20 protein-coding genes are annotated in these 19,073 nt (G+C 31.7%); 13 read left to right on the top strand and 7 right to left on the bottom strand.

The features are described 5' to 3' along the window. Positions 1 to 9: 9 nt before the first annotated feature. Both M2326_RS06195 and pyrF read right to left on the bottom strand, forming a co-directional pair. The gene (locus M2326_RS06195; protein WP_264618685.1) at positions 10 to 810 is read right to left on the bottom strand and encodes an ABC transporter substrate-binding protein; all 801 of its coding nucleotides are present in this window, start codon (positions 808 to 810) and stop codon (positions 10 to 12) included. Positions 811 to 837: 27 nt separating this feature from the next. Next, complete coding sequence (pyrF, locus tag M2326_RS06190) at positions 838 to 1,659, bottom strand: orotidine-5'-phosphate decarboxylase (protein ID WP_264618684.1); 822 nt, start codon at positions 1,657 to 1,659, stop codon at positions 838 to 840. A 132-nt stretch (positions 1,660 to 1,791) separates the two neighbouring features. On the opposite strand from pyrF, the gene M2326_RS06185 reads away from it, so the two are divergent. Beyond that, positions 1,792 to 2,037, top strand: a complete 246-nt coding sequence (locus M2326_RS06185) for a hypothetical protein (RefSeq protein WP_264618683.1) — start codon at positions 1,792 to 1,794, stop codon at positions 2,035 to 2,037. Here M2326_RS06185 and pdeM read toward each other — a convergent pair. The 4 genes from pdeM to M2326_RS06165 are packed head-to-tail and all read right to left on the bottom strand — an operon-like array spanning position 2,021 to position 7,776. Next, positions 2,021 to 2,665, bottom strand: a complete 645-nt coding sequence (pdeM, locus tag M2326_RS06180; RefSeq protein WP_264618682.1) for a ligase-associated DNA damage response endonuclease PdeM — start codon at positions 2,663 to 2,665, stop codon at positions 2,021 to 2,023. The two genes, M2326_RS06185 and pdeM, sit on opposite strands and share 17 nt — an antisense overlap. A 6-nt stretch (positions 2,666 to 2,671) precedes the next feature. After that, positions 2,672 to 5,134, bottom strand: a complete 2,463-nt coding sequence (locus M2326_RS06175) for a ligase-associated DNA damage response DEXH box helicase (protein WP_264618681.1) — start codon at positions 5,132 to 5,134, stop codon at positions 2,672 to 2,674. 6 nt (positions 5,135 to 5,140) lie between these two features. Continuing rightward, positions 5,141 to 6,742 carry an ATP-dependent DNA ligase gene (locus M2326_RS06170; protein WP_264618680.1) on the bottom strand — a complete coding sequence of 534 codons (1,602 nt, stop codon included), beginning with the start codon at positions 6,740 to 6,742 and terminating at the stop codon, positions 5,141 to 5,143. A 23-nt stretch (positions 6,743 to 6,765) separates the two neighbouring features. After that, positions 6,766 to 7,776 (bottom strand): ligase-associated DNA damage response exonuclease, encoded by a 1,011-nt coding sequence (locus M2326_RS06165; RefSeq protein ID WP_264618679.1) that lies wholly within the window; start codon positions 7,774 to 7,776, stop codon positions 6,766 to 6,768. A 249-nt stretch (positions 7,777 to 8,025) separates the two neighbouring features. On the opposite strand from M2326_RS06165, the gene M2326_RS06160 reads away from it, so the two are divergent. The 12 genes from M2326_RS06160 (at position 8,026) to M2326_RS06105 (ending at position 16,903) form a co-directional block, all read left to right on the top strand. Next, positions 8,026 to 8,499, top strand: coding sequence for a Dps family protein (locus tag M2326_RS06160; RefSeq protein ID WP_264618678.1), 474 nt, complete (start codon positions 8,026 to 8,028; stop codon positions 8,497 to 8,499). Between the two features lie 34 nt (positions 8,500 to 8,533). Next, positions 8,534 to 8,719 carry a CsbD family protein gene (locus tag M2326_RS06155; RefSeq protein WP_264618677.1) on the top strand — a complete coding sequence of 62 codons (186 nt, stop codon included), beginning with the start codon at positions 8,534 to 8,536 and terminating at the stop codon, positions 8,717 to 8,719. A gap of 105 nt (positions 8,720 to 8,824) precedes the next feature. Further along, complete coding sequence (locus tag M2326_RS06150) at positions 8,825 to 9,916, top strand: AI-2E family transporter (RefSeq protein ID WP_264618676.1); 1,092 nt, start codon at positions 8,825 to 8,827, stop codon at positions 9,914 to 9,916. 97 nt (positions 9,917 to 10,013) lie between these two features. Then, the gene (locus tag M2326_RS06145) at positions 10,014 to 10,580 is read left to right on the top strand and encodes a helix-turn-helix domain-containing protein (RefSeq protein ID WP_264618675.1); all 567 of its coding nucleotides are present in this window, start codon (positions 10,014 to 10,016) and stop codon (positions 10,578 to 10,580) included. 6 nt (positions 10,581 to 10,586) lie between these two features. After that, positions 10,587 to 11,033, top strand: a complete 447-nt coding sequence (locus M2326_RS06140) for a response regulator (RefSeq protein WP_264618674.1) — start codon at positions 10,587 to 10,589, stop codon at positions 11,031 to 11,033. 135 nt (positions 11,034 to 11,168) lie between these two features. After that, positions 11,169 to 13,223, top strand: coding sequence for a sensor histidine kinase (locus M2326_RS06135; RefSeq protein WP_264618673.1), 2,055 nt, complete (start codon positions 11,169 to 11,171; stop codon positions 13,221 to 13,223). A gap of 142 nt (positions 13,224 to 13,365) precedes the next feature. Then, the gene (locus tag M2326_RS06130) at positions 13,366 to 13,923 is read left to right on the top strand and encodes a hypothetical protein (RefSeq protein WP_264618672.1); all 558 of its coding nucleotides are present in this window, start codon (positions 13,366 to 13,368) and stop codon (positions 13,921 to 13,923) included. Further along, a complete protein-coding gene (locus M2326_RS06125) occupies positions 13,920 to 14,879 on the top strand; it encodes a YihY/virulence factor BrkB family protein (RefSeq protein ID WP_264618671.1) in 960 nt (319 codons plus the stop codon). Before M2326_RS06130 ends, M2326_RS06125 begins: the two co-directional genes overlap by 4 nt. A gap of 180 nt (positions 14,880 to 15,059) precedes the next feature. Further along, positions 15,060 to 15,707: a porin family protein gene (locus tag M2326_RS06120; protein WP_264618670.1), complete on the top strand. Its 648-nt coding sequence runs from the start codon at positions 15,060 to 15,062 to the stop codon at positions 15,705 to 15,707. A 35-nt stretch (positions 15,708 to 15,742) separates the two neighbouring features. Next, positions 15,743 to 15,895 carry a lmo0937 family membrane protein gene (locus tag M2326_RS06115; RefSeq protein WP_264618669.1) on the top strand — a complete coding sequence of 51 codons (153 nt, stop codon included), beginning with the start codon at positions 15,743 to 15,745 and terminating at the stop codon, positions 15,893 to 15,895. A 24-nt stretch (positions 15,896 to 15,919) separates the two neighbouring features. After that, on the top strand, positions 15,920 to 16,195 hold the full coding sequence (locus M2326_RS06110) for a YtxH domain-containing protein (protein WP_264618668.1): 276 nt from the start codon (positions 15,920 to 15,922) through the stop codon (positions 16,193 to 16,195). A gap of 60 nt (positions 16,196 to 16,255) precedes the next feature. Continuing rightward, positions 16,256 to 16,903 carry a hypothetical protein gene (locus tag M2326_RS06105; RefSeq protein ID WP_264618667.1) on the top strand — a complete coding sequence of 216 codons (648 nt, stop codon included), beginning with the start codon at positions 16,256 to 16,258 and terminating at the stop codon, positions 16,901 to 16,903. Positions 16,904 to 16,965: 62 nt separating this feature from the next. On the opposite strand, the gene M2326_RS06100 is transcribed toward M2326_RS06105, so the two are convergent. Further along, positions 16,966 to 18,990 carry a DUF5723 family protein gene (locus M2326_RS06100; protein WP_264618666.1) on the bottom strand — a complete coding sequence of 675 codons (2,025 nt, stop codon included), beginning with the start codon at positions 18,988 to 18,990 and terminating at the stop codon, positions 16,966 to 16,968. Positions 18,991 to 19,073: the final 83 nt, after the last annotated feature.

Genomic DNA, 19,073 nt, shown 5'->3' with positions numbered 1-19,073 from the left:
TTTTTTAAATTACCTGAAAGATGTGTGAATCATTTGAAAGTATTCAAAAGCTTTTAAGAGTCTGGTTCCATACCAAGAAAACATTTCACCATCAACAACAACAAATTGAGTTGTTGACAAATCAGGTTGTAGTTGATAACCATCTTCTTTTTTAAAGGGATATGGCTCTGATGACAACATGATAATTTCTGGTTTAGCATCTATTAACTGCGGTACAGTCACTTGGGGATAACGGTTTATTGTACCAAAAACATTTTCGAAATGATTGAGTTGCAATAGCTCATCAATATAAGTATCTGATCCTGCCACCATATAAGGATTTTTCCAAATAAAGTAGGCTACTTTTTTTATAGGTTGGTCTTGAATAAAAGATTTAAAGTTACGCAATCCAAAAGCTAATTTATCATTCCATTTTCGTGCCTCGACACGACGATTAAATAGTTGTCCAAAATCGGAAATCATCTGAAAATTATCCTTTATCGTTCTAATATCTGTAACCCAAACTGGACAAATTTCACTTAATTTTTCAACAATCTCTTTGGTGTTTTCTTCCTTATTGCAAATGATAATATCGGGTTCTAACAATCGGATTTTTTCGTAATGCACTTTTTTGGTCCCACCTATTTTGATCTTTGTAGATTGTAAGTGATATGGGTGTACACAAAATTTAGTAATTCCAATAAGCTGCATTTCTAAGCCCAAGTCATGTAGTAATTCTGTTTGCGATGGTACCAATGAAATAATTCGTTGCGGCATTTTCGAAAAAAAATGCACGGTTCCCAATTGGTCTGTAAAAGTAAGTTTCTTCAAAACTATAGTGGTTTATTTTTTCGAAAATTAAAATTTATCAGCCATAATCACTTCCATTTCTTGTTGCATTTTTAAAGCTTCTACTCTTGCTTTTTCGACAAAATCAGTACCTTTTGAAGCATAAATAATCCCTCTTGATGAATTAATCAATAAACCAATTTTATCATTCATTCCGTATTTGCATACTTCAGCCAAACTTCCTCCTTGTGCTCCTACACCTGGAACGAGTAAGAAACTATTGGGAACAATTTTACGAATTTCTGTAAAATATTCTGCTTTGGTCGCTCCTACCACATACATAAGGTTTTCGTTATTTTTCCATGATTTTGAAGTTTCCAACACGTGCTTGTACAATTCTTTACCATCAACCGTTAAAGTTTGAAAATCAAAAGCACCTTCGTTGGAAGTCAAAGCCAACATGATGGTATGTTTATTTTCGAAAGCTAAGAATGGTTCTACCGAATCCTTACCCATGTAAGGAGCAACCGTAACACTATCAAAATTCAAATCTTCAAAAAAAGCTTTGGCATACATAGAAGAGGTATTACCTATATCCCCTCTTTTTGCATCGGCAATTGTAAAAATATCTGGATAATTCTCGTTGATATAATTGATTGTTTTTTGTAGCGACATCCACCCATTTATACCATAAGCTTCAAAAAAAGCGATATTTGGTTTGTAGGAAACACACAAGTCATGGGTAGCATCTATAATGGCTTTATTAAACTCAAAAATGGGGTCTTCAAGGGCTAATAAGTATTCTGGTATCTTATTTAAATCGACATCTAAGCCTACGCATAGAAATGATTTTTTTAGCAGAATTTGATCGAAAAGTTGTTGTGTAGTCATCTGTAGTTTTATTGTACTGCAAATTTACAAAGTTTAATTGTTTTTAATATGTATTCTGTAAATATCTACAAAAATTATATAACGAGCTATAGACCTTATAGATATAAATTTACAATGTTAAACATCAAGATTATGAACGCAATACTACTATTTAACAAACTAGCGATGGGAGGATATAATTTAATGGTATCAACCTTTACAAATGAATTATTGATAAATGCGACACAATCAAATTATTTTGAAATGTTTCTATTATCATTCACAGTAGAGTTAAAAATCATTGTAATTGATAACAATATTTCGATACTAGAGAAATTTGATTTAAAAAAAAACAACTTACTCAAAAATCCATTGAGTCAAATTAAATTTGTTCATTAAATTTAATTTTAAAAACAGTATCATCTGCAATTCCAAAAATTGTATTGTCCTTTGTTGGTGCTATAAAATATTTTCCTGTAAAAGATCCAAAAGCGGGTAAAATCATTTGATTGGGTGTTTGAAAAAAGCAAGCCAGCTTTAGATGCTGTCTACCTATCCCAAAAAGCTTTACGCCTGGGTGAATGTGTCCACAAAAATTAAAATATTTTTTATGTTCTATTGGATGGTGTGTAAATAAAAAATCATCCCATATTAATTGTGGAAGCACTTCGATATTCAAATTAATATAATATTCTTTATCAATAACATCGTGATTCCCTTCGATAAGAATAACTTTTCGCTTTATATATTTTGTCCATTCTTTAAATATCTGCCATTCACTATTTAAGAAACTATGAAATAAATCTCCTAAAAAAACAATAATATCGGGATTGTATGTAGCAATTAAAATATCCAAATTATTATAATTTTCTATATAAACATCTCTAGGTATTGCAATACCGTGTTTTCTAAAATGAGCTACTTTTCCAAAATGCACATCTGAAATTAAAAGTGTTTTTTTTTCGTTCCAATAAATAGCTCCTAAATGGTGTAAAGTAAAATCTTGATTCTTAATATTGATTATCATATTAATTTAAGCTTTAGTATAACTAGCAGTCATTTTTGCGATTCTGGCCGCTAGACTTTCACTAGATAATTTTTCTCTCAACCTGTCCGTAATTATAGGAAAGCTAAAAGGGGTAGGTTTTTCACAATTTTTAAGTACAAAATCCTGATTGTTGATCCGTTCTAGAGCTTGCAATAATCTTCCTTCTTCCAATTGGTGTTCAAATGTTTCTATGTAAGCTTGTTGCAAAAGTAAATTATCTGGTTCATAATCCCTAAATACTTCAAACAGCAACTGGGAACCATTTTGTAAATGTTTCGTTTTAACAAATTTACCTGGCATACCCGTAAATAATAGACCTGAAATTATAGCGATATCTCTAAATTTTCTTCTTGCCATTTCGGTAGCATTTAAACTTTGTTGCAAATCCTCATGCAAGTATTCTGTTGAAAATAAATTATTATCAAAAACTGATTCTAGATTAATTTCTTGGTCCGAGAGCAATTCGAATCCATAATCATTGTATGCTAAAGAAAATGTAATGGGTGAAAGTAAAGAAATTCGATACGATAATACGCTAGCCAATGCCTCATGTACAAATCGTCCTTCAAACGGATAAAATATTGCATGAAATCCTTCTCTTGTTTTAAAAGTTTCTATTAGAAATTGATTTTCATTTGGAATGATACTTTCCTTCCGTTGCCTAGAAAAAACGGGCTCCAAAGCTTTTAATTCTGGGGTAAGAATATCCGAATTGGCAGCGTATAGTTCCGCACGCAACATATCACTCATTTGGGCAGAAAAAGACATTCTTCCTCCCATCCAACTTACTGTTTTTGCTGTTTTTTTTACAGAAGCTTTTCGAACCAATACTTGCATATTTTTTAGAGCATAAAATTCTAGTTTTTTACCCCCGAAAACAAATGTATCCCCTTTTTGCAATTTTGAAGCAAACCATTCCTCTATAAAGCCAATATAACCACCACTTACAAATTTAATATTTAAAACGGCATCACTCACTATTGTTCCAATTTGCATGCGATGTTGCATGGCTGTTCTGCGGCTATTTATTTTATACAACCCAGATTCTTCAATTTCAACTTTTTTGAATTCATCATATCTTTCGAGACTTTGACTTCCGTTGGTAATAAAATTTAGAATCCATCTCCAATTGTCTTCTGTAATGTTTTGAAAGCAAAAAGTTTGTTGAATTTCTTTAAAAATAGTATTTGGAAAAAATCCTTCTGAAACAGCCAAGGTATTCAGGTATTGAATTAAGACATCATAACTATCCAAATAAGGAATTCTATCTTCTATATTATTATTTTCAGCTGCTTTTTTTAATGCTGAAGCTTCAATAAGTTCCATGGCATGGGTGGCTAAAAAATAAATTACACTCTCTTTGCCTGGTTGATGTCCACTTCTACCAGCACGTTGTAAAAAACGAGCTACTCCTTTGGGACTACCAATTTGAATTATAGTTTCTACAGGGGCAAAATCAACCCCCAAATCAAGACTAGAGGTACATACTACTACTTTTAAATCTTCATTTTTGATAGCACTTTCCACCCAAAACCTAGTTTCCCTAGCTATACTTCCGTGATGCATGGCCATTTCACCAGCAAATTCTGGGTACTTTTCTAGTAAAGCCTGAAACCAAATTTCACATTGTGACCTAGTATTTGTAAAAATTAGAGTTGTTTTACTAGTTCTAATTATTTTAGCAACTTCACTTATTAGATGTAAACCCATATGTCCTCTCCATGGATAGGAATCCATATGTTCTGGAAGTATTGATTTTATAGTGATTTTTTTATTGATATTCGCTTTAATCAATACAGAATTTTCGAGTGCTTCAGATCGATGACCTAATAACACTTTTTGTGCAAGTTCAAGATTTCCTATTGTTGCAGAAATACCCCAAATTCTTATTTTTGGAGCAATCGTTTTTAATCTTGATAATGCCAATTCCATTTGTACTCCTCGTTTAGTCCCAATGAGTTCATGCCATTCGTCTATAATAATTGCGGTGCAGGTCCCAAATATTTTTTCATACCCTTTGGTAGCAATTAATAATTGTAGGCTTTCTGGTGTTGTTATTAATAGATCTGGCATTTTTGTCTTCTGCTTGGATCTTTCACTTGTAGAGGTGTCACCAGTCCGCACACCAACGGTCATCTTTGTTCCCAATCCATCTGCAACTCGTTCTGCAGCTTGTTTTATCTCTGCAGAAAGTGCACGTAGTGGTGTTATCCAGATTGCCTTAAGACCGGGTTGGTGCTTTGTTTTATAATTAGGATTTTCTTTTATATAGTGAAGAACGATAGGTAACCAAAGTGCATAGGTTTTCCCACTTCCTGTTGGAGCATTTAGCAAACCATTTTTCCCTTGCAAGAAGGCATTCCAAGTCTGCTTTTGAAAAGGAAATGGTTTCCAGTTTTGTTTATGAAACCAATCATCAGCAATTTCGATTAATTTTGCTCTATTCATATTCAGTTAAATTATCATGCTTTTCAGATCTTCAATCGTATTAGCCTCCGCTATCTTTTTGTCTTGTCTCCAACGAAGTATTCTAGGGAAACGAGTAGCAACTCCACTTTTATGCCTTTTAGAAAGAGCGATCCCTTCAAAACCAATTTCAAAAACTAGTTGGGGTGTCACGCTACGCACAGGTCCAAATTTTTCTAAAGTATTTTTCTTTATAAAGTCATCCACTTTTCGAAACTCCGCATCTGTTAGACCAGAATAGGCCTTAGCAAAAGTTACTAATTCTTTCTCTCCTACTTCGTTTTCCTGCCATAAAGCAAAAGTATAGTCTGTGAATAAATTACTACGTCTACCGCTTCCTCTCATGGCATAAGTTAAAACAGCATCTATTACAAGTGGTTCCAATTTCCATTTCCACCAATCTCCTTTTTTTCTACCTACTTGATACGTAGAATTAGTACGCTTGATCATTAATCCCTCACTTCTTTTTTCTCTTGCTAGCATTCGTTCTGCTGCTACTTCATCCCAAGAAGTAATAGTATCCCTTTCAGATAAATAAAAAGGTAAATTTTTATCCTTTACATCCTCAACTAATTTTTCTAAAATTTTCCTTCTATATTCGTAGGTTTGATTTCTAATATCTCTTCCTTCCCATTCAAGAATATCGTAAGCTTTTAAAATAACGGGATTGGTCTCTAATAATTTTGCAGAGATTGTCTTGCGACCAATTCGTTTCTGCAAATCATTAAAAGTTCCTATTTCACCATTTGGAAAAGCTAATATTTCAGCATCAATTACGGTACCATTTGGAACAATACCTAATAAAGATTGAAACTCCGGGTATTTGTCTGTTACCAACTCTTCTCCCCTAGACCATACAAAAATTTCGTCTTCTCTAATGATAGTTTGTGAACGGATACCATCCCATTTATGCTCTATTGACCATTCGTCACTATTTCCTAAATTACCTACTTCTCCTTCAATAGGATACGCTAAGTAAAACGGATAAGGTTTTGATAAATAATCACTACTCTTTTCATCCAAAATTAATTCTTGAAAAGTAATTTTATTAGGATCCCAATTCCCCATTAATTTATAAGCCAAAATATCCTCGTCAACATTTTCTGCTTTAGACAAAGCCCTTGTCATTAATTTTTGACTAACACCAACTCTAAAACTACCCGTGATTAATTTTGTGAAAACAAAACGCTCATAATAATTTAGAGCCAACCAATTTAGCTGCAAGTATGCTTTTTTTTCCTCTTCGGTTTTTTTCTTTAAGGCTATTATTTCTTGAAGGAATTCTGTTAAACTTTTATCTGAATATTCTTTTGTGGTAGGAATAATCAATGCTATAGTCTCGGCTAAATCTCCCACTATATGATAACTTTCTTCAAACAACCACATGGGTATATTAGCCAGTTCATTGGCCCAAAGTCTTAGTAAAGTGGTGTTTACTGGCCTCGATGGACGACGATGCGAAAGAATGGCGATAGTCCATACTTTATCCTCTGGAGAAGCTTGTAGAAAATATTGAGTTAAGGCTTCTACTTTAATAGTTGTTTTGTTGGTACTATCTAATGTTTTTATTAAATCTGCAAAATTCCTCATAAGTATACTGTATAAAAAGGGCGTTACTCTTCCGTCTTATCAATTTCAGATAATTCTCCTTCATATTGTGTCTTTTCAGTTCTAGCATCATATCCCAACTCTCTTAAATATTTTGAAAAAATATCGGTATATCCATGTGTACAAATAATTTTTTCTGCACCAGTTGCTTTGATGCTGTCCAATAATGAATACCAATCACAATGATCGCTCAATACAAAACCTTTGTCAACAGCACGCCTTCTTCTTGCCCCTCGAAAAGCCATCCAACCACTCGCCGATGCTGTTACAAATGGCGTCATTTTTCTTATCCAAGTACCACCATGTGCACTTGGTGGTGCCAAAACGATATTACCCACAAAATCCTCTTTTTTTGTATCACGAGTGATCAAAGTAGTGTGGGGAAAGTCAACCAATGGTCGTAATACATTTGTCATATTTTCTATAGCTCCATGAGTATAAATTCGTCCGATCTCAGGATTGAGATATTTTAGTAATCGCTGGGCTTTCCCTAAAGAATACCCAAATAACACTGAGGTTTTGCCTTCTGCTTGATTTTCTAACCACCAATTATTAATATTTTCCATAACCTCAGCTTGGGGTATCCATTTGAATGCGGGTAAACCAAAAGTACATTCGGTGATAAAGGTGTTACATTTCACAACTTCATAAGGGACAGATATGCCGTCATCCTCTGTTTTGTAATCTCCTGTAAATACCCAGACTTCTCCTTTATGTTCTACTCTGACTTGTGAACTTCCTATAATGTGACCTGCAGGATGCAGTGAAAATTTAACATTATTGATGATAAAACTTTCGTTCCATTCTATACCACTTACATTTATATTACCTAGACGGTGCACAATTATTGGCACGTTTGTTTTATGAGTGATATATTTTTTATGACCCCAGCGCGAATGATCTGCGTGACCATGTGTGATGATAGCTTTATCTACCGGTTTCCACGGATCTAAATATACATCTGCAATGGAACAATATATTCCATTTTCATTAAAGGCTAATAATGGCGTTATCATGATATTCTAATTTGATTATCAAAAATAACTTTTTTACAATAAGAGATTTTATAGCTTTATTAAATTATCTTATTGAATTCCAATATTTTAATTATAAAATTTTTATAAGTTATCTTCCTTACTTTTTAATACATTTTCAATGACATAGAAATTTTATAATGATTGAAAATAATTGTATAAATCCTCATCTCTATTACTGTGATATCTTTGTAAAGCAATAAAAAATTAATAATAAAAACATATAATAAAATGGATACTAAATTAGGAATGCCTCAAAAAGAAATGAAAACGATTGTTAAAAATCTTACTGTAGTTTTAGCTAGTGAAATGGTCTTATATGTAAAGACACGAAAATTCCATTGGAATGTTGCTGGAACTAGTTTTATGGAAATGCACAAACTTTTTGAAGGTCAATATAATGAACTAGAATTAATAATTGATGAAGTAGCCGAAAGAATCGGAAAACTTGGTGAAAATGCTATTGGAACCATGGCTGAATTTACAGAACTTTCAATATTAAAAGAATGTGCTGAATATAAAGACAAAGAAGAAATGGTCAAAGAATTATTAGAAGACTATAGAGCCATGATTAGCAAAATTCGTGAATTCATTAAGGAAACTGATGAAACAGACGACTTTGGAACAGCAGATTTTTTAACTGGAATCATTCAAAAACATGAAGCTCAAGCTTGGATTTTGAGACGATACAGCAACAATAAATAACAGAAATAAATTATAAATATAAATATTAGAAATTATGAACAATCAAGAAATCAAAGGAAATTGGAATGAATTAAAAGGTAAATTGAAACAAAAATATGCTGATTTAACAGACGATGATTTGTTATATGCGGAAGGAAAAGAAGATGAAATGCTTGGGAAATTAGAACAGAAACTAGGAAAATCTAAAGAAGAAGTTAAAAAAATGATTTCAGAATTATAGTTCAAATCTTTTCATGCTGAAAAACTAGAAGCCTATTGGTTTTTAATTCCTATTTTAGTGAATTAAAATCAATAGGCTATCTTAACATAAATAACCAATAGAATTATGGAAAGTAAAAATCACCTCTCGCTCAATTTATTAGGAATAGTTCTGATCGTATTCATTGCATCTGTACTTCAAGACTTCATTATTCCATTACTTTTTTCCATCATTTTGAGCGTCTTGATTTTTCCTATTGTAAAGTTTTTCGAAACAAAATTACGCTTCAATCGTATATTATCCATCACCTTGGCCATCACAATATTCACTATCATTATTTTTGCAGTTTTTGTTTTAATCGGAATTCAATTCGAAGAAATAATGAGCAAAAGCAGTAAATATTATGTTCAAATCGAGCAAAAAATAACCCCAATGCTCAAAGATTTAGAAAAAACTATAGGTGTTAGTAGTAAAGACATTGTTGGTAATAGTGAATTGAAAGCCAAAGAAATAGTGAAGCAAAATTCTAGTAAAATCATGCAATTTTTAACTAAATCTGGTGGTGTATTGAGCGATTTTATCTTATCCCCATTGTATATGTTTCTATTTTTGCTCTATAGAAATTTCTTAGTCAGTTTTATTTATAGAATCACAGCTGAGTTTTGCCCGAAAGAAGAAATGCGAAGAATTGTGAAGGAAGTTTACAAAGTACAACAAAATTACCTTCTAGGATTAGTAAGTGTTATGGCAATTGTAGGGGTACTCAATAGCATTGGATTATTAATTTTAGGGATCGAATATCCTATATTCTTCGGATTCCTTTGTGCATTACTACTACTTGTACCCTACATAGGTATAATAATTGGTTCTCTTTTACCAGCATTGATTGCCTTAGCAACAAAAGATTCTTATTGGTATGCCATTGGAGTAATTGGTATTTTTGGTTTTATTCAATTTCTAGAAGGAAATTTCATCACCCCAAAAATTACAGGAACTAAGGTATCACTCAATGCCTTTGTTTCGATTTTATCAATTGTACTCTTTTCTATGTTGTGGGGAATACCAGGAATGATTCTTGCCTTACCAATCACCGCTTCTTTAAAAGTTATTTTTGACCATACAGAACACTTGAAAGGTTTTGGTTTTTTATTAGGGGAAGCAAAAGACAAATATTTCACTAATAAAGTTGTCTATGATGACGATTTAGAAGATAATTAGCCCATAAAAAGCGCAGTAAGCAAATTATTTAATAAACAATAAAACAACCATTATAGTCTTTACTATTTTTTGATTAATTTCGTAAAAAACAAATAAAATGAAGGTTTTTATAAAATTTGATTTTAATCGTATTTGCAATAGAATACTAGAAGAGAAATTGGAAAGCTCTCAACTAAAATATAGAATTTTAGGTTTTGGGGAAGTCGAGTTTTTAAACGTCGTTTCGGAAGATCAATTAACTGATTTTGCAAATGCAATAAATCCATATGGAATTGAAATTGTGGAGAATCAGAAAACAATTTTGGTTCAAAAGATAAAAGATTTAATTATCGAAATGGTTTTTACAGAAGATGTTACCGTAAATGTAAAAAGTTCAGTATATCTAGCTGAAAAACTAAACCATAGTTACGGCTATTTGTCCAATTTATTCTCTGAAATAACTTATACTTCGATCGAGAATTTTATCATTTTACAAAAGATAGAATATACCAAACAATTGATTATTAGTGGACAATTATCATTAACTGAAATTGCTTTCAAACTTAATTACTCTAGTGTTGCACATTTGAGCTCACAGTTCAAAAATACAACAGGAATCACTCCATCTGCTTTTCAAAGAATCATTAAAAAACGTAGAGAAATCAATTCTCAAAATATAAATTAATACTTTATGCAAAACGACTCTATACTTATAACTTTGGCGGATGACGACGAAGATGACAGGTTATTTTTCACAGATGCTTTTGATGAGCTCAAAATAAATACAAAAGTAAATACGGTAAACAATGGAAAAGATCTTTTAACTTACTTAAACCATCCAGACACCATTTTACCCAACATTATTTTTCTGGATTTGAATATGCCCATTCTTAACGGAATAGGATGTTTGGAAGCCATCAAAAAAAATAACGCGTTCAAAGATATTGCCATTGCCATTTACTCAACATCATCTTCTGAGAAAGATATTGAAAACACCTTTGTTCTAGGGGCGAATATTTATATCAAAAAACCGAGTAACTTCAATGACTTGAAAAAAATACTATCAGATGTTGTGGTCATCAATTGGCAATACCATACCAATGGAATGAATAAAGACAATTTTTTACTTCGCTTGTAATTTATGAAAACTAACAGATATAAATCCTCAGTATATCACAAAATTATATTTGCTATAAGCTTGACAGTTCTACTGTTTATAGCTGTTATCTCCGTAAAACATATTAAAAATATTTCAGATTCCTCCAAAATACTTATGCATACTTATGAGGTTAATCTGGAATTGGAACACTTATTTTCCTATATTAAGGACTCTGAAAATAGCATGAGAGGTTATTTGATTTCAAAGGATAGTCTTTATTTAAAGCCTTACCAAATAGCTACAAAAAATGTCAATAATTCTTTTCTATTATTAAAGCAACTTACTACTGATAATCCTATTCAGCAAAGAAAACTAGAGTCTCTATTTGAAATTATTAATAAACGTTATGAATTTATTGACAATTACTCTGATACAAATGCAAATGTAGATAAACGCCAAAATTATTTTTTTAAGCAAAATTTTAAAGAAAGTACTGAATTACTAGCAAAAATTCGAACTAAATTAAATGAGATGATTGCGCTTGAGGAAGTATACTTGAAAAATAGAAATGAACTCTATAAAAGTCAGGTTTTCTTAACTCCTATACTAACTTTGAGTATCATATTTATTACCCTATTAGTCTTGATTTTTGCTTATTACAAAACTAATAAAGATGTTGAAAGGTTGCAAGTGACAAATATCGAATTAAATAAATCACAATTTTTGAGTTACCAAGCGGAAATACTTTCTGAATTCGGTACTTGGGAATGGAATTTAAACACTGGTAAAATAATATTCTCTGATAATTTTTATCGTATTATTGGTGTTGCTCCACAATCATTTGAAGCTAACACAGAAAATTTCAATCAATTTGTACACCCCGAAGATATAGAAATTGCAAATCAAATTGTCAAAAAAATATTAAACACACAAGAACTACCTTATTCTTATTTTAGAATTATACGTCCTGATGGAGAAGTTCGCTTGTTAAGAGCTACGGGGAAATTATTTACTGATAAACTAGAAAATCAATCGATACTTGGGGTTACAGAGGATATTACGGTCGAAGACAACAAAACCAAATTACTCCAGCAAAATTATGATGAGCTTAAAATATTCGAAGAATCTAGTAAACAATCAGAAATACTAGGTAAATATGGTTGTTGGATATTAAACTACGATAGTTTGGATTATTTTTATTCAGACAATCAATTCCGATTATTAGGTTTCGAACCACAGTCTTTTCATCCAACTGCAGAAAAATTTCTAGAATCAGTACATCCAGAAGACAAAAACATCGTTACCAATGCCCACAAAAAGGCACAGGTAGAACAATATTTTCCTACGATAAACTTTCGTGTCATCCGACAAGATGGTAAAATTAGACGCTTTAGAACTAGTGCTACTTCTTTCATCGATTCTACAGGAACGCAAAGCATGATTGGAACAACTCAGGATGTTACCGAAGATTTCAACAAAAGCTTAGAGCTTAAAGATAGAAATAGAGAATTAGAACAAAATATAAAAGAATTAAACGAATTCAACCATGTGGCGAGTCATGATTTACAGGAGCCACTGCGAAAAATTCAGACTTTTATTTCTAGAATAAATGATAAGGAAAAGAGTAATCTATCTGAATTTGGAAAAGAGTACTTATCCCGAATAGAAAGTGCATCCAATAGAATGCGTGTACTTATAAATGACTTACTCCAATATTCAAAAACAAGTAGGTCTGAAACTACACTTGTAAGAACAGACTTAAATGACGTGTTTGCCGATAGTTTATTAGAGCTTTCACAAAATATAGAAGATAAAAAAGCAATAATTTTGAATACTAAATTACCAACCATCCAGGGTGTTGATTTTCAAATGCAACAGTTATTTTCTAATTTATTAAGTAATTCATTAAAATATTCGAAAGAGGACATTGTTCCACAAATTTCATTATCTTATTCTGAAATAATCGCTAAAACTGATATTTTAATTAAAGATAAAAGTAACAAAAGATTCTATAAGTTTGAGTTTAAAGACAATGGTATTGGGTTTGAACAAGAACATGCCGAAAAAATATTTTTACTCTTCAATCGCCTCCACGGAAAAACAGAGTATCAAGGTACAGGAGTTGGCTTGGCTATTTGTAAAAAAATAGTTGAAAATCACCACGGATACATCTATGCGAAAAGTGAAATCAATATTGGAACTACTTTTATTTTTTATATTCCAGTCTGATGCAATTTTATTTCTCAAAATTATTCATTACAATAAGATTAAAATTATAAAATAGTGAAAATGGTAATTATATAAATTACTAAAAAAATCGTGTAAGGTTGCTAAGACTAATCTTCTTTAAATTTGTTTTAAAATTTCAGTCATGAAAAGTAAACTTCGTTCTCTATCAGTACCTATTAGTGTTGTGCTTATTATTATCAGTTCTATAGCAGCTTGTAACAATAAGCAAAAAGAGTATAGTAGTTATAAAACTGAAGAGGTTAGCACGAATCCAAGCAGAAGCTTAGATTTCAACAACCTCACATTCTTGAACCAAACCAATAAAAAAATAATCCGTTTAAGTTCAATCCTTTTTCATCAGAAAAAGTCAGTTCCTCATTTACAATTGATATTAAAAGTAAAGGATGATCATCAACACAATGAACGTGAATTGAAGCAATTGACCAAAAATAATATGATGGTCATTCCTAGACCTTTTTATGAGCTTAATTTAAACAAGGACTCACTCCATAGTAAGAACTCAACAAATTATTTGGTGAGATTATTAGTTAAAGAAATTAAGATTGAAATCAACATACTTGAAACAATACAAAAAACAACAACAGATCCTACTTTTAAATCTTTTGCCCAAAAGGCAACAGTAACATTAAGACAAAATAATGAAGACTTAGGAAATAGTTTTAAATCTTATATTTTATGACTTTTAGTAAACAATATGCTACAGCACTATGGGATGTTATTAAACAAACTATAAATTCTTTTTTGGAGCACAAAGTCATGAAAATGAGTGCTTCATTGGCCTATGTAACGATGTTTTCACTTGGACCGCTACTATTAGTAATACTTTATTTATCTGACTTATTTTGGGGTAGAGAAGCTATTGAAGGAAAAATTTTTAGTCAGATAAAAAGTTTTGTAGGTCCATCAAGCGCAGCACAAATTCAAACCATTATTGAAAATCTTTCCCTATCACAAAGTAGTACTATGGCGGGGATAATAGGTGTTATTACTTTGTTAATAGGTGCTACTTCAGTATTTGCCGAAATTCAAGATTCCATCAATACCATCTGGGGAATCAAACCAAAAAAACAATCCGGCTTCTTACTTTACCTTAAATCCCGTTTATTATCCTTTGGTGTAATTGGTAGTTTTGGTTTTATACTTTTAGTATCTTTGGGTGTATCCGCAATTATGGATGCCCTGAGTACTCATTTTTTTTCTATGTTTTCGGATGCATTTTATTATGTAATCTATAGTATTAATACGTTCATCACTTTTATTATTATCTCTTTATTATTTGGTTCCATCTTTACTATTTTACCAGATGCCGAAATCAAATGGAAACAAGTACGACTCGCTTCTTTTGGAACTGCCATATTATTCATGATTGGAAAATTCTTAATTTCTTTTTATATCTCAAATTCTAACATTCAAGATGTATATGGTACCGCTGGTTCTTTTGTTATTGTAATGACTTGGGTATATTATTCCTCGGTAATTTTATACTTTGGTGCTGAATTTGCAAAAAACTATGCAGTACAATTCTCAACACCAATCATACCATCCAAATTTGCGGATATTATTCACTCGGTCGAAATTGTTTCAAAAGACCAAACACTCCAAGGTGCAAAAAAAGAAAGAGACTCTATGATGTAAATAGCATTGTACACAACTGGTATTCATTTTATGTAAATAACTCCTCTCCATTGAGGAGTTTTTTTTTGTCCTTATTTTCTTAAATGGAAATTCTATAAAACATCACAAATATCATATAACAACAAACCTTGACAACTGTCGCATCTTTGTAATGTAGAAACAAACAAAAAAATCAATCTTATGAAAAACACAATTAAAACAGTAGCAGCTATAGCTTTACTTATCGGACTTGGGTCAACAAAAGCACATGCGCAAATTAACAATGGAAAAGCACAATTTGGAGTAAAAGGAGGGGTGAATTTCTCTAACATGTATTCAGACAATGTCGATGACAATAATGTTTTAACGAGTTTTAATGCCGGTATTTATGCTTTAATTCCAATTACAGAATTTGCAGCCTTTCAACCGGAGGTTTTATATAGTCGTAAAGGATCTGAGTTAACTTATGACAATGCTTTTGCTACAGGTTCAGCCAAATTTAAACTGAATTATATTGAAGTGCCTTTATTAGTAAAAGCTAATTTAACCAAAAACATAAGTGTACATGCAGGACCATACCTTGCTTACCTGATAGACGCTCAAGTAACTAACCAATCTAGTGGTGGTTCATTAAACTTTCAAGAAAATTATAACAATGATGATTTCAAAAAGTTTGATGCTGGTTTATCTGCCGGTCTTGGTCTAGATTTTGAAACTATAGGTTTTGGAGCCCGATACAATTATGGACTGACTACCGTTGGTAAAGAGAGATCTGTTGGAGGCGCAACTTATACTATTCCTGATGGAAAAAACAGTAATATAAGTGTATATATGACTTTAAAACTTTAAAACTAACTAACAATAACCTTTAAATAATAGAAACTATGTCAAATTTATTATATCTAATAGCAGTAATACTTATTATATCATGGGCGCTAGGAGTCTTTGTTTACAGTGCAGGATCATTAATTCATGTATTACTAGTAATCGCTCTAATTGCAATCATTTTAAGAATTATTAAAGGAAAAGGAATTTAACAATTAACTATAAAAAAAAACATTATGAAAACTAATAAATCAATAATCGGAGTTTTAGCAGCAGCAGCAATAGGAACAGCATTAGGATTGTTATTTGCTCCAGATAATGGCAAAAATACTCGCCAAAAGATTGCCAAAAAATCAGCTAAGAAAGCTGACGAACTTAAAGAAAAAATAGATAATTTGAAAGAATCTCTAAACAATAAATATCAAAATGTACTTCATAAAGGAGAACAAATGGTAGAAAATGGTCAAGAGGAAATCAATAATATCAAAAAAATAAATAAGGAAGTTTTGTAATAAGTTAAAGATTCAAAAGAAAACTTATTATACCTTTTTAATAACTCAAAATAATATAATATGAAGAAAATATCTATTGCAGTACTAATTGCATCAACAGCATTATTTTTTACATCTTGTAAAGATGAGAATCAAGAAAATGCAGAAAAGAAAATAGAAGCATACAATATGTATGTAGATTCTGTAAGCAATGTCGCTGAAGAAACAGCTAGTAAAGACTGGGAAGCCATTGATGCTAGATACGAGAAAGTGAAAACTGATGCCGACATGGCTCTGACTATTGCAACGAATAAAGAAAAAATTCAAGCAAATTTGGATAAAGGAACAACCAAATACAATGATTTTAAAATGAAGGTTGTAGCTAGCAAAGAAGCCGTTAAAAATGATTATTACAAATCACTTTTTGGTAGTGGCTATGTAAGCGATGACATGAAGTTTAATTGGGTTAATAAAGACAATATCCTTTCTGTATATCAAAATTTTGTAGATACCGTTCAAAAAAATAAAGATTCCTATTCACGTGAAGACTGGGACGAAATAAAATTAGCTTACGAAGCTTTGGATAGCCGTAAGAATACTGTTGAAAATGAAGGTTTAACAGGACCAGACAATAGAAAAATTGCATTATTAAAATTGAAATTTGCACCAATGTACACGGTAAACCGTATGGGAGCAAAATCGGAAGAGAATGCTGAAGCTAAAAAATAATTTTAGCTTTAGAGCAAAAAAAATGGGACCAATCGGTCCCATTTTTTATTTCTATATTTTTCTTACTTCACAAGAATAATTTCAACTCTACGATTTTCAGCTCTTCCAGTTGCCGTTTTGTTTGATGCAATAGGCTTCACAATACCATAACCTTCAGATGTTAGTCTATCAGCACTAATACCTTTTGCAATCAAATAATTTTTTACTGCTGCTGCTCGTTCTTTCGATAACTGTAAATTCTTAGCTGCTATACCTGTATTATCAGTATAACCTTCTAAAATGAAATTTGTAGCTTTGTACTCATTCATTACTTTTACAATTTCTTCCAATTTAGCATTAGAAACCGTTCTGATACTAGATTTACCTGAATCAAACAATACCGCTTTAGAAAAATTATTTAAACTTTTAATTACTTCCGCAGTAACTTCGGGACAACCTTTGTTTGCTGCTGTTCCTTTTACTTTCGGACATTTATCATCTTTATCTACAACACCATCTCCATCTGTATCTTTCCAAGGACATCCAGCATTTTCACTAGGACCAGCAACTTCTGGACATTTGTCATCTTTGTCAAGGATACCATCTTTATCCTTATCCAACCAAGGACATCCACCGTTTGCTGCAGGACCTGCAACTTCTGGACATTTATCATCAATATTTTGAACTCCATCCCCGTCAGTATCAGAAATAACTTTAGTAACAACTATTTCTTCAACTTCTGTAATCATAATTTCTTTAGCTTTCTTTTGGAAAAATGGAATTTTCAAACCTAAATGAAAATCAATTGCTCTTGAGTTATCAGAAATAATATTTGATATAGCAGATCCAGATCCAATAAAGAAAACACCAGTACGTAAACCTACACCCACTTGAGTTTGCTTGCTATAATCCATGTACGATACAGGAACGTAGAAGCTAAACCATTTTGACTCAAATCGAGGAGTAATGCTTACTCTATTAGCAATACTGTTTTGATTTAAATCATTATTATTAACAACACTTAAATCTCCATTTACATTTAAGTAAAATTTATTGTGAATATTCCAATCCACATCAGCATGTAATGCAGTAGGTAAATAAGATCTCACATTGCTATTTCCAGTTGTTGGAGTAAATTCACCTTTTACAAAAGCGTCAAAATTATCGTAACCATCAAAATTACTTTGAGAAAATACAGCATTCAAATTATAGCCACTTTGAATCCCTTTATCATATTTCATCGATCCCAAATCAGTTACAGAGAAACCAAATCGGATTTTATACTTGTTTACATCTTTTAGATTATTGATATCAGCTCTTGAAGCATCATAATCCGGTCTCCATTCGTAAACCAAACCTAAGTCAACACCAAAACCTCTTGATTTAGTATCGATATCAATTTTGTCGTTTGCTGCAAAATCTTGACTTGAACCATAGACAGCATTACCGCTAGTAATATAAGTATCAGTAACAGGATTTCCTGTCTCGATATATTGAGCTGTAACATTATTACCTTGAAAATGGTAGTTAGCCACCCCTTGCAAATATTTAGCAGTAACCCCACCCTTCAAAAAGTGTTGACCTCTTTGAAATAAGACGGCTGCATAAGAGATACCTAACTCTCCCCAAGAGTTTCCAACTGCGTTTGGACTACCCAAAGAAGCAGAAGGAAAAGTAGCGCTATTATCTTTTGTTAAATCATTAACAACGGTTCCATTAATTTCATGAACATTTACAAAAGCTCTTGCTCTGGTAAAAATAGCCAAAGAATGTTTTGGAGCAATATTAAACATAAAAGATGGCCCCATAATATCTGTATTAATTACAGCATTATTATTAGTGCTAAAAGTTTTTTTTCCTTGTTTATCAAAATCGTAATCTGATTTAATTGCATCAGACAAACTAACTCCGTAAGCATCATTATTTACAGAGGTACTGATAGAAAACAAATTGATATCTGTCTTGAAACGAGAGTCTACAATTGAAGCTGGATTAAACAATACTCCTTGTACTCCCGCATAGTTATCATGAGTATACCCGAGATAAGACTGCGCATTTGCTGAAATAAAACTTGTAAAAACAAGAATTCCTAATAAACTTTTTTTCATTTTAATTCGAATTAGATTCTATTTAATTGATTTTATAAGTCGGCAAAAGTAAGAAATTTTAAAGAAATTTTAACTACATCTTT

This window comes from Flavobacterium psychraerolatum, from assembly GCF_025960985.1.
Classification (GTDB): Bacteria; Bacteroidota; Bacteroidia; order Flavobacteriales; family Flavobacteriaceae; genus Flavobacterium.
Note: the sequence above shows the minus strand (reverse complement) of the source record. Positions and strands in the feature narration are given on the sequence as shown.

Excerpts from the sequence above, each read along its gene's own strand:
- M2326_RS06140 (WP_264618674.1), top strand. The coding sequence starts at position 10,587 with ATGCAAAACGACTCTATACTTATAACTTTGGCGGATGACGACGAAGAT.
- M2326_RS06135 (WP_264618673.1), top strand. The coding sequence starts at position 11,169 with ATGCATACTTATGAGGTTAATCTGGAATTGGAACACTTATTTTCCTAT.
- M2326_RS06185 (WP_264618683.1), top strand. The coding sequence starts at position 1,792 with ATGAACGCAATACTACTATTTAACAAACTAGCGATGGGAGGATATAAT.
- M2326_RS06150 (WP_264618676.1), top strand. The coding sequence starts at position 8,825 with ATGGAAAGTAAAAATCACCTCTCGCTCAATTTATTAGGAATAGTTCTG.
- M2326_RS06120 (WP_264618670.1), top strand. The coding sequence starts at position 15,060 with ATGAAAAACACAATTAAAACAGTAGCAGCTATAGCTTTACTTATCGGA.
- M2326_RS06130 (WP_264618672.1), top strand. The coding sequence starts at position 13,366 with ATGAAAAGTAAACTTCGTTCTCTATCAGTACCTATTAGTGTTGTGCTT.
- M2326_RS06115 (WP_264618669.1), top strand. The coding sequence starts at position 15,743 with ATGTCAAATTTATTATATCTAATAGCAGTAATACTTATTATATCATGG.
- M2326_RS06165 (WP_264618679.1), bottom strand. The coding sequence starts at position 7,776 with ATGATAACGCCATTATTAGCCTTTAATGAAAATGGAATATATTGTTCC.
- M2326_RS06145 (WP_264618675.1), top strand. The coding sequence starts at position 10,014 with ATGAAGGTTTTTATAAAATTTGATTTTAATCGTATTTGCAATAGAATA.
- M2326_RS06160 (WP_264618678.1), top strand. The coding sequence starts at position 8,026 with ATGGATACTAAATTAGGAATGCCTCAAAAAGAAATGAAAACGATTGTT.
- M2326_RS06125 (WP_264618671.1), top strand. The coding sequence starts at position 13,920 with ATGACTTTTAGTAAACAATATGCTACAGCACTATGGGATGTTATTAAA.
- pdeM (WP_264618682.1), bottom strand. The coding sequence starts at position 2,665 with ATGATAATCAATATTAAGAATCAAGATTTTACTTTACACCATTTAGGA.
- M2326_RS06155 (WP_264618677.1), top strand. The coding sequence starts at position 8,534 with ATGAACAATCAAGAAATCAAAGGAAATTGGAATGAATTAAAAGGTAAA.
- M2326_RS06100 (WP_264618666.1), bottom strand. The coding sequence starts at position 18,990 with ATGAAAAAAAGTTTATTAGGAATTCTTGTTTTTACAAGTTTTATTTCA.
- M2326_RS06110 (WP_264618668.1), top strand. The coding sequence starts at position 15,920 with ATGAAAACTAATAAATCAATAATCGGAGTTTTAGCAGCAGCAGCAATA.
- M2326_RS06105 (WP_264618667.1), top strand. The coding sequence starts at position 16,256 with ATGAAGAAAATATCTATTGCAGTACTAATTGCATCAACAGCATTATTT.
- M2326_RS06170 (WP_264618680.1), bottom strand. The coding sequence starts at position 6,742 with ATGAGGAATTTTGCAGATTTAATAAAAACATTAGATAGTACCAACAAA.
- M2326_RS06175 (WP_264618681.1), bottom strand. The coding sequence starts at position 5,134 with ATGAATAGAGCAAAATTAATCGAAATTGCTGATGATTGGTTTCATAAA.
- pyrF (WP_264618684.1), bottom strand. The coding sequence starts at position 1,659 with ATGACTACACAACAACTTTTCGATCAAATTCTGCTAAAAAAATCATTT.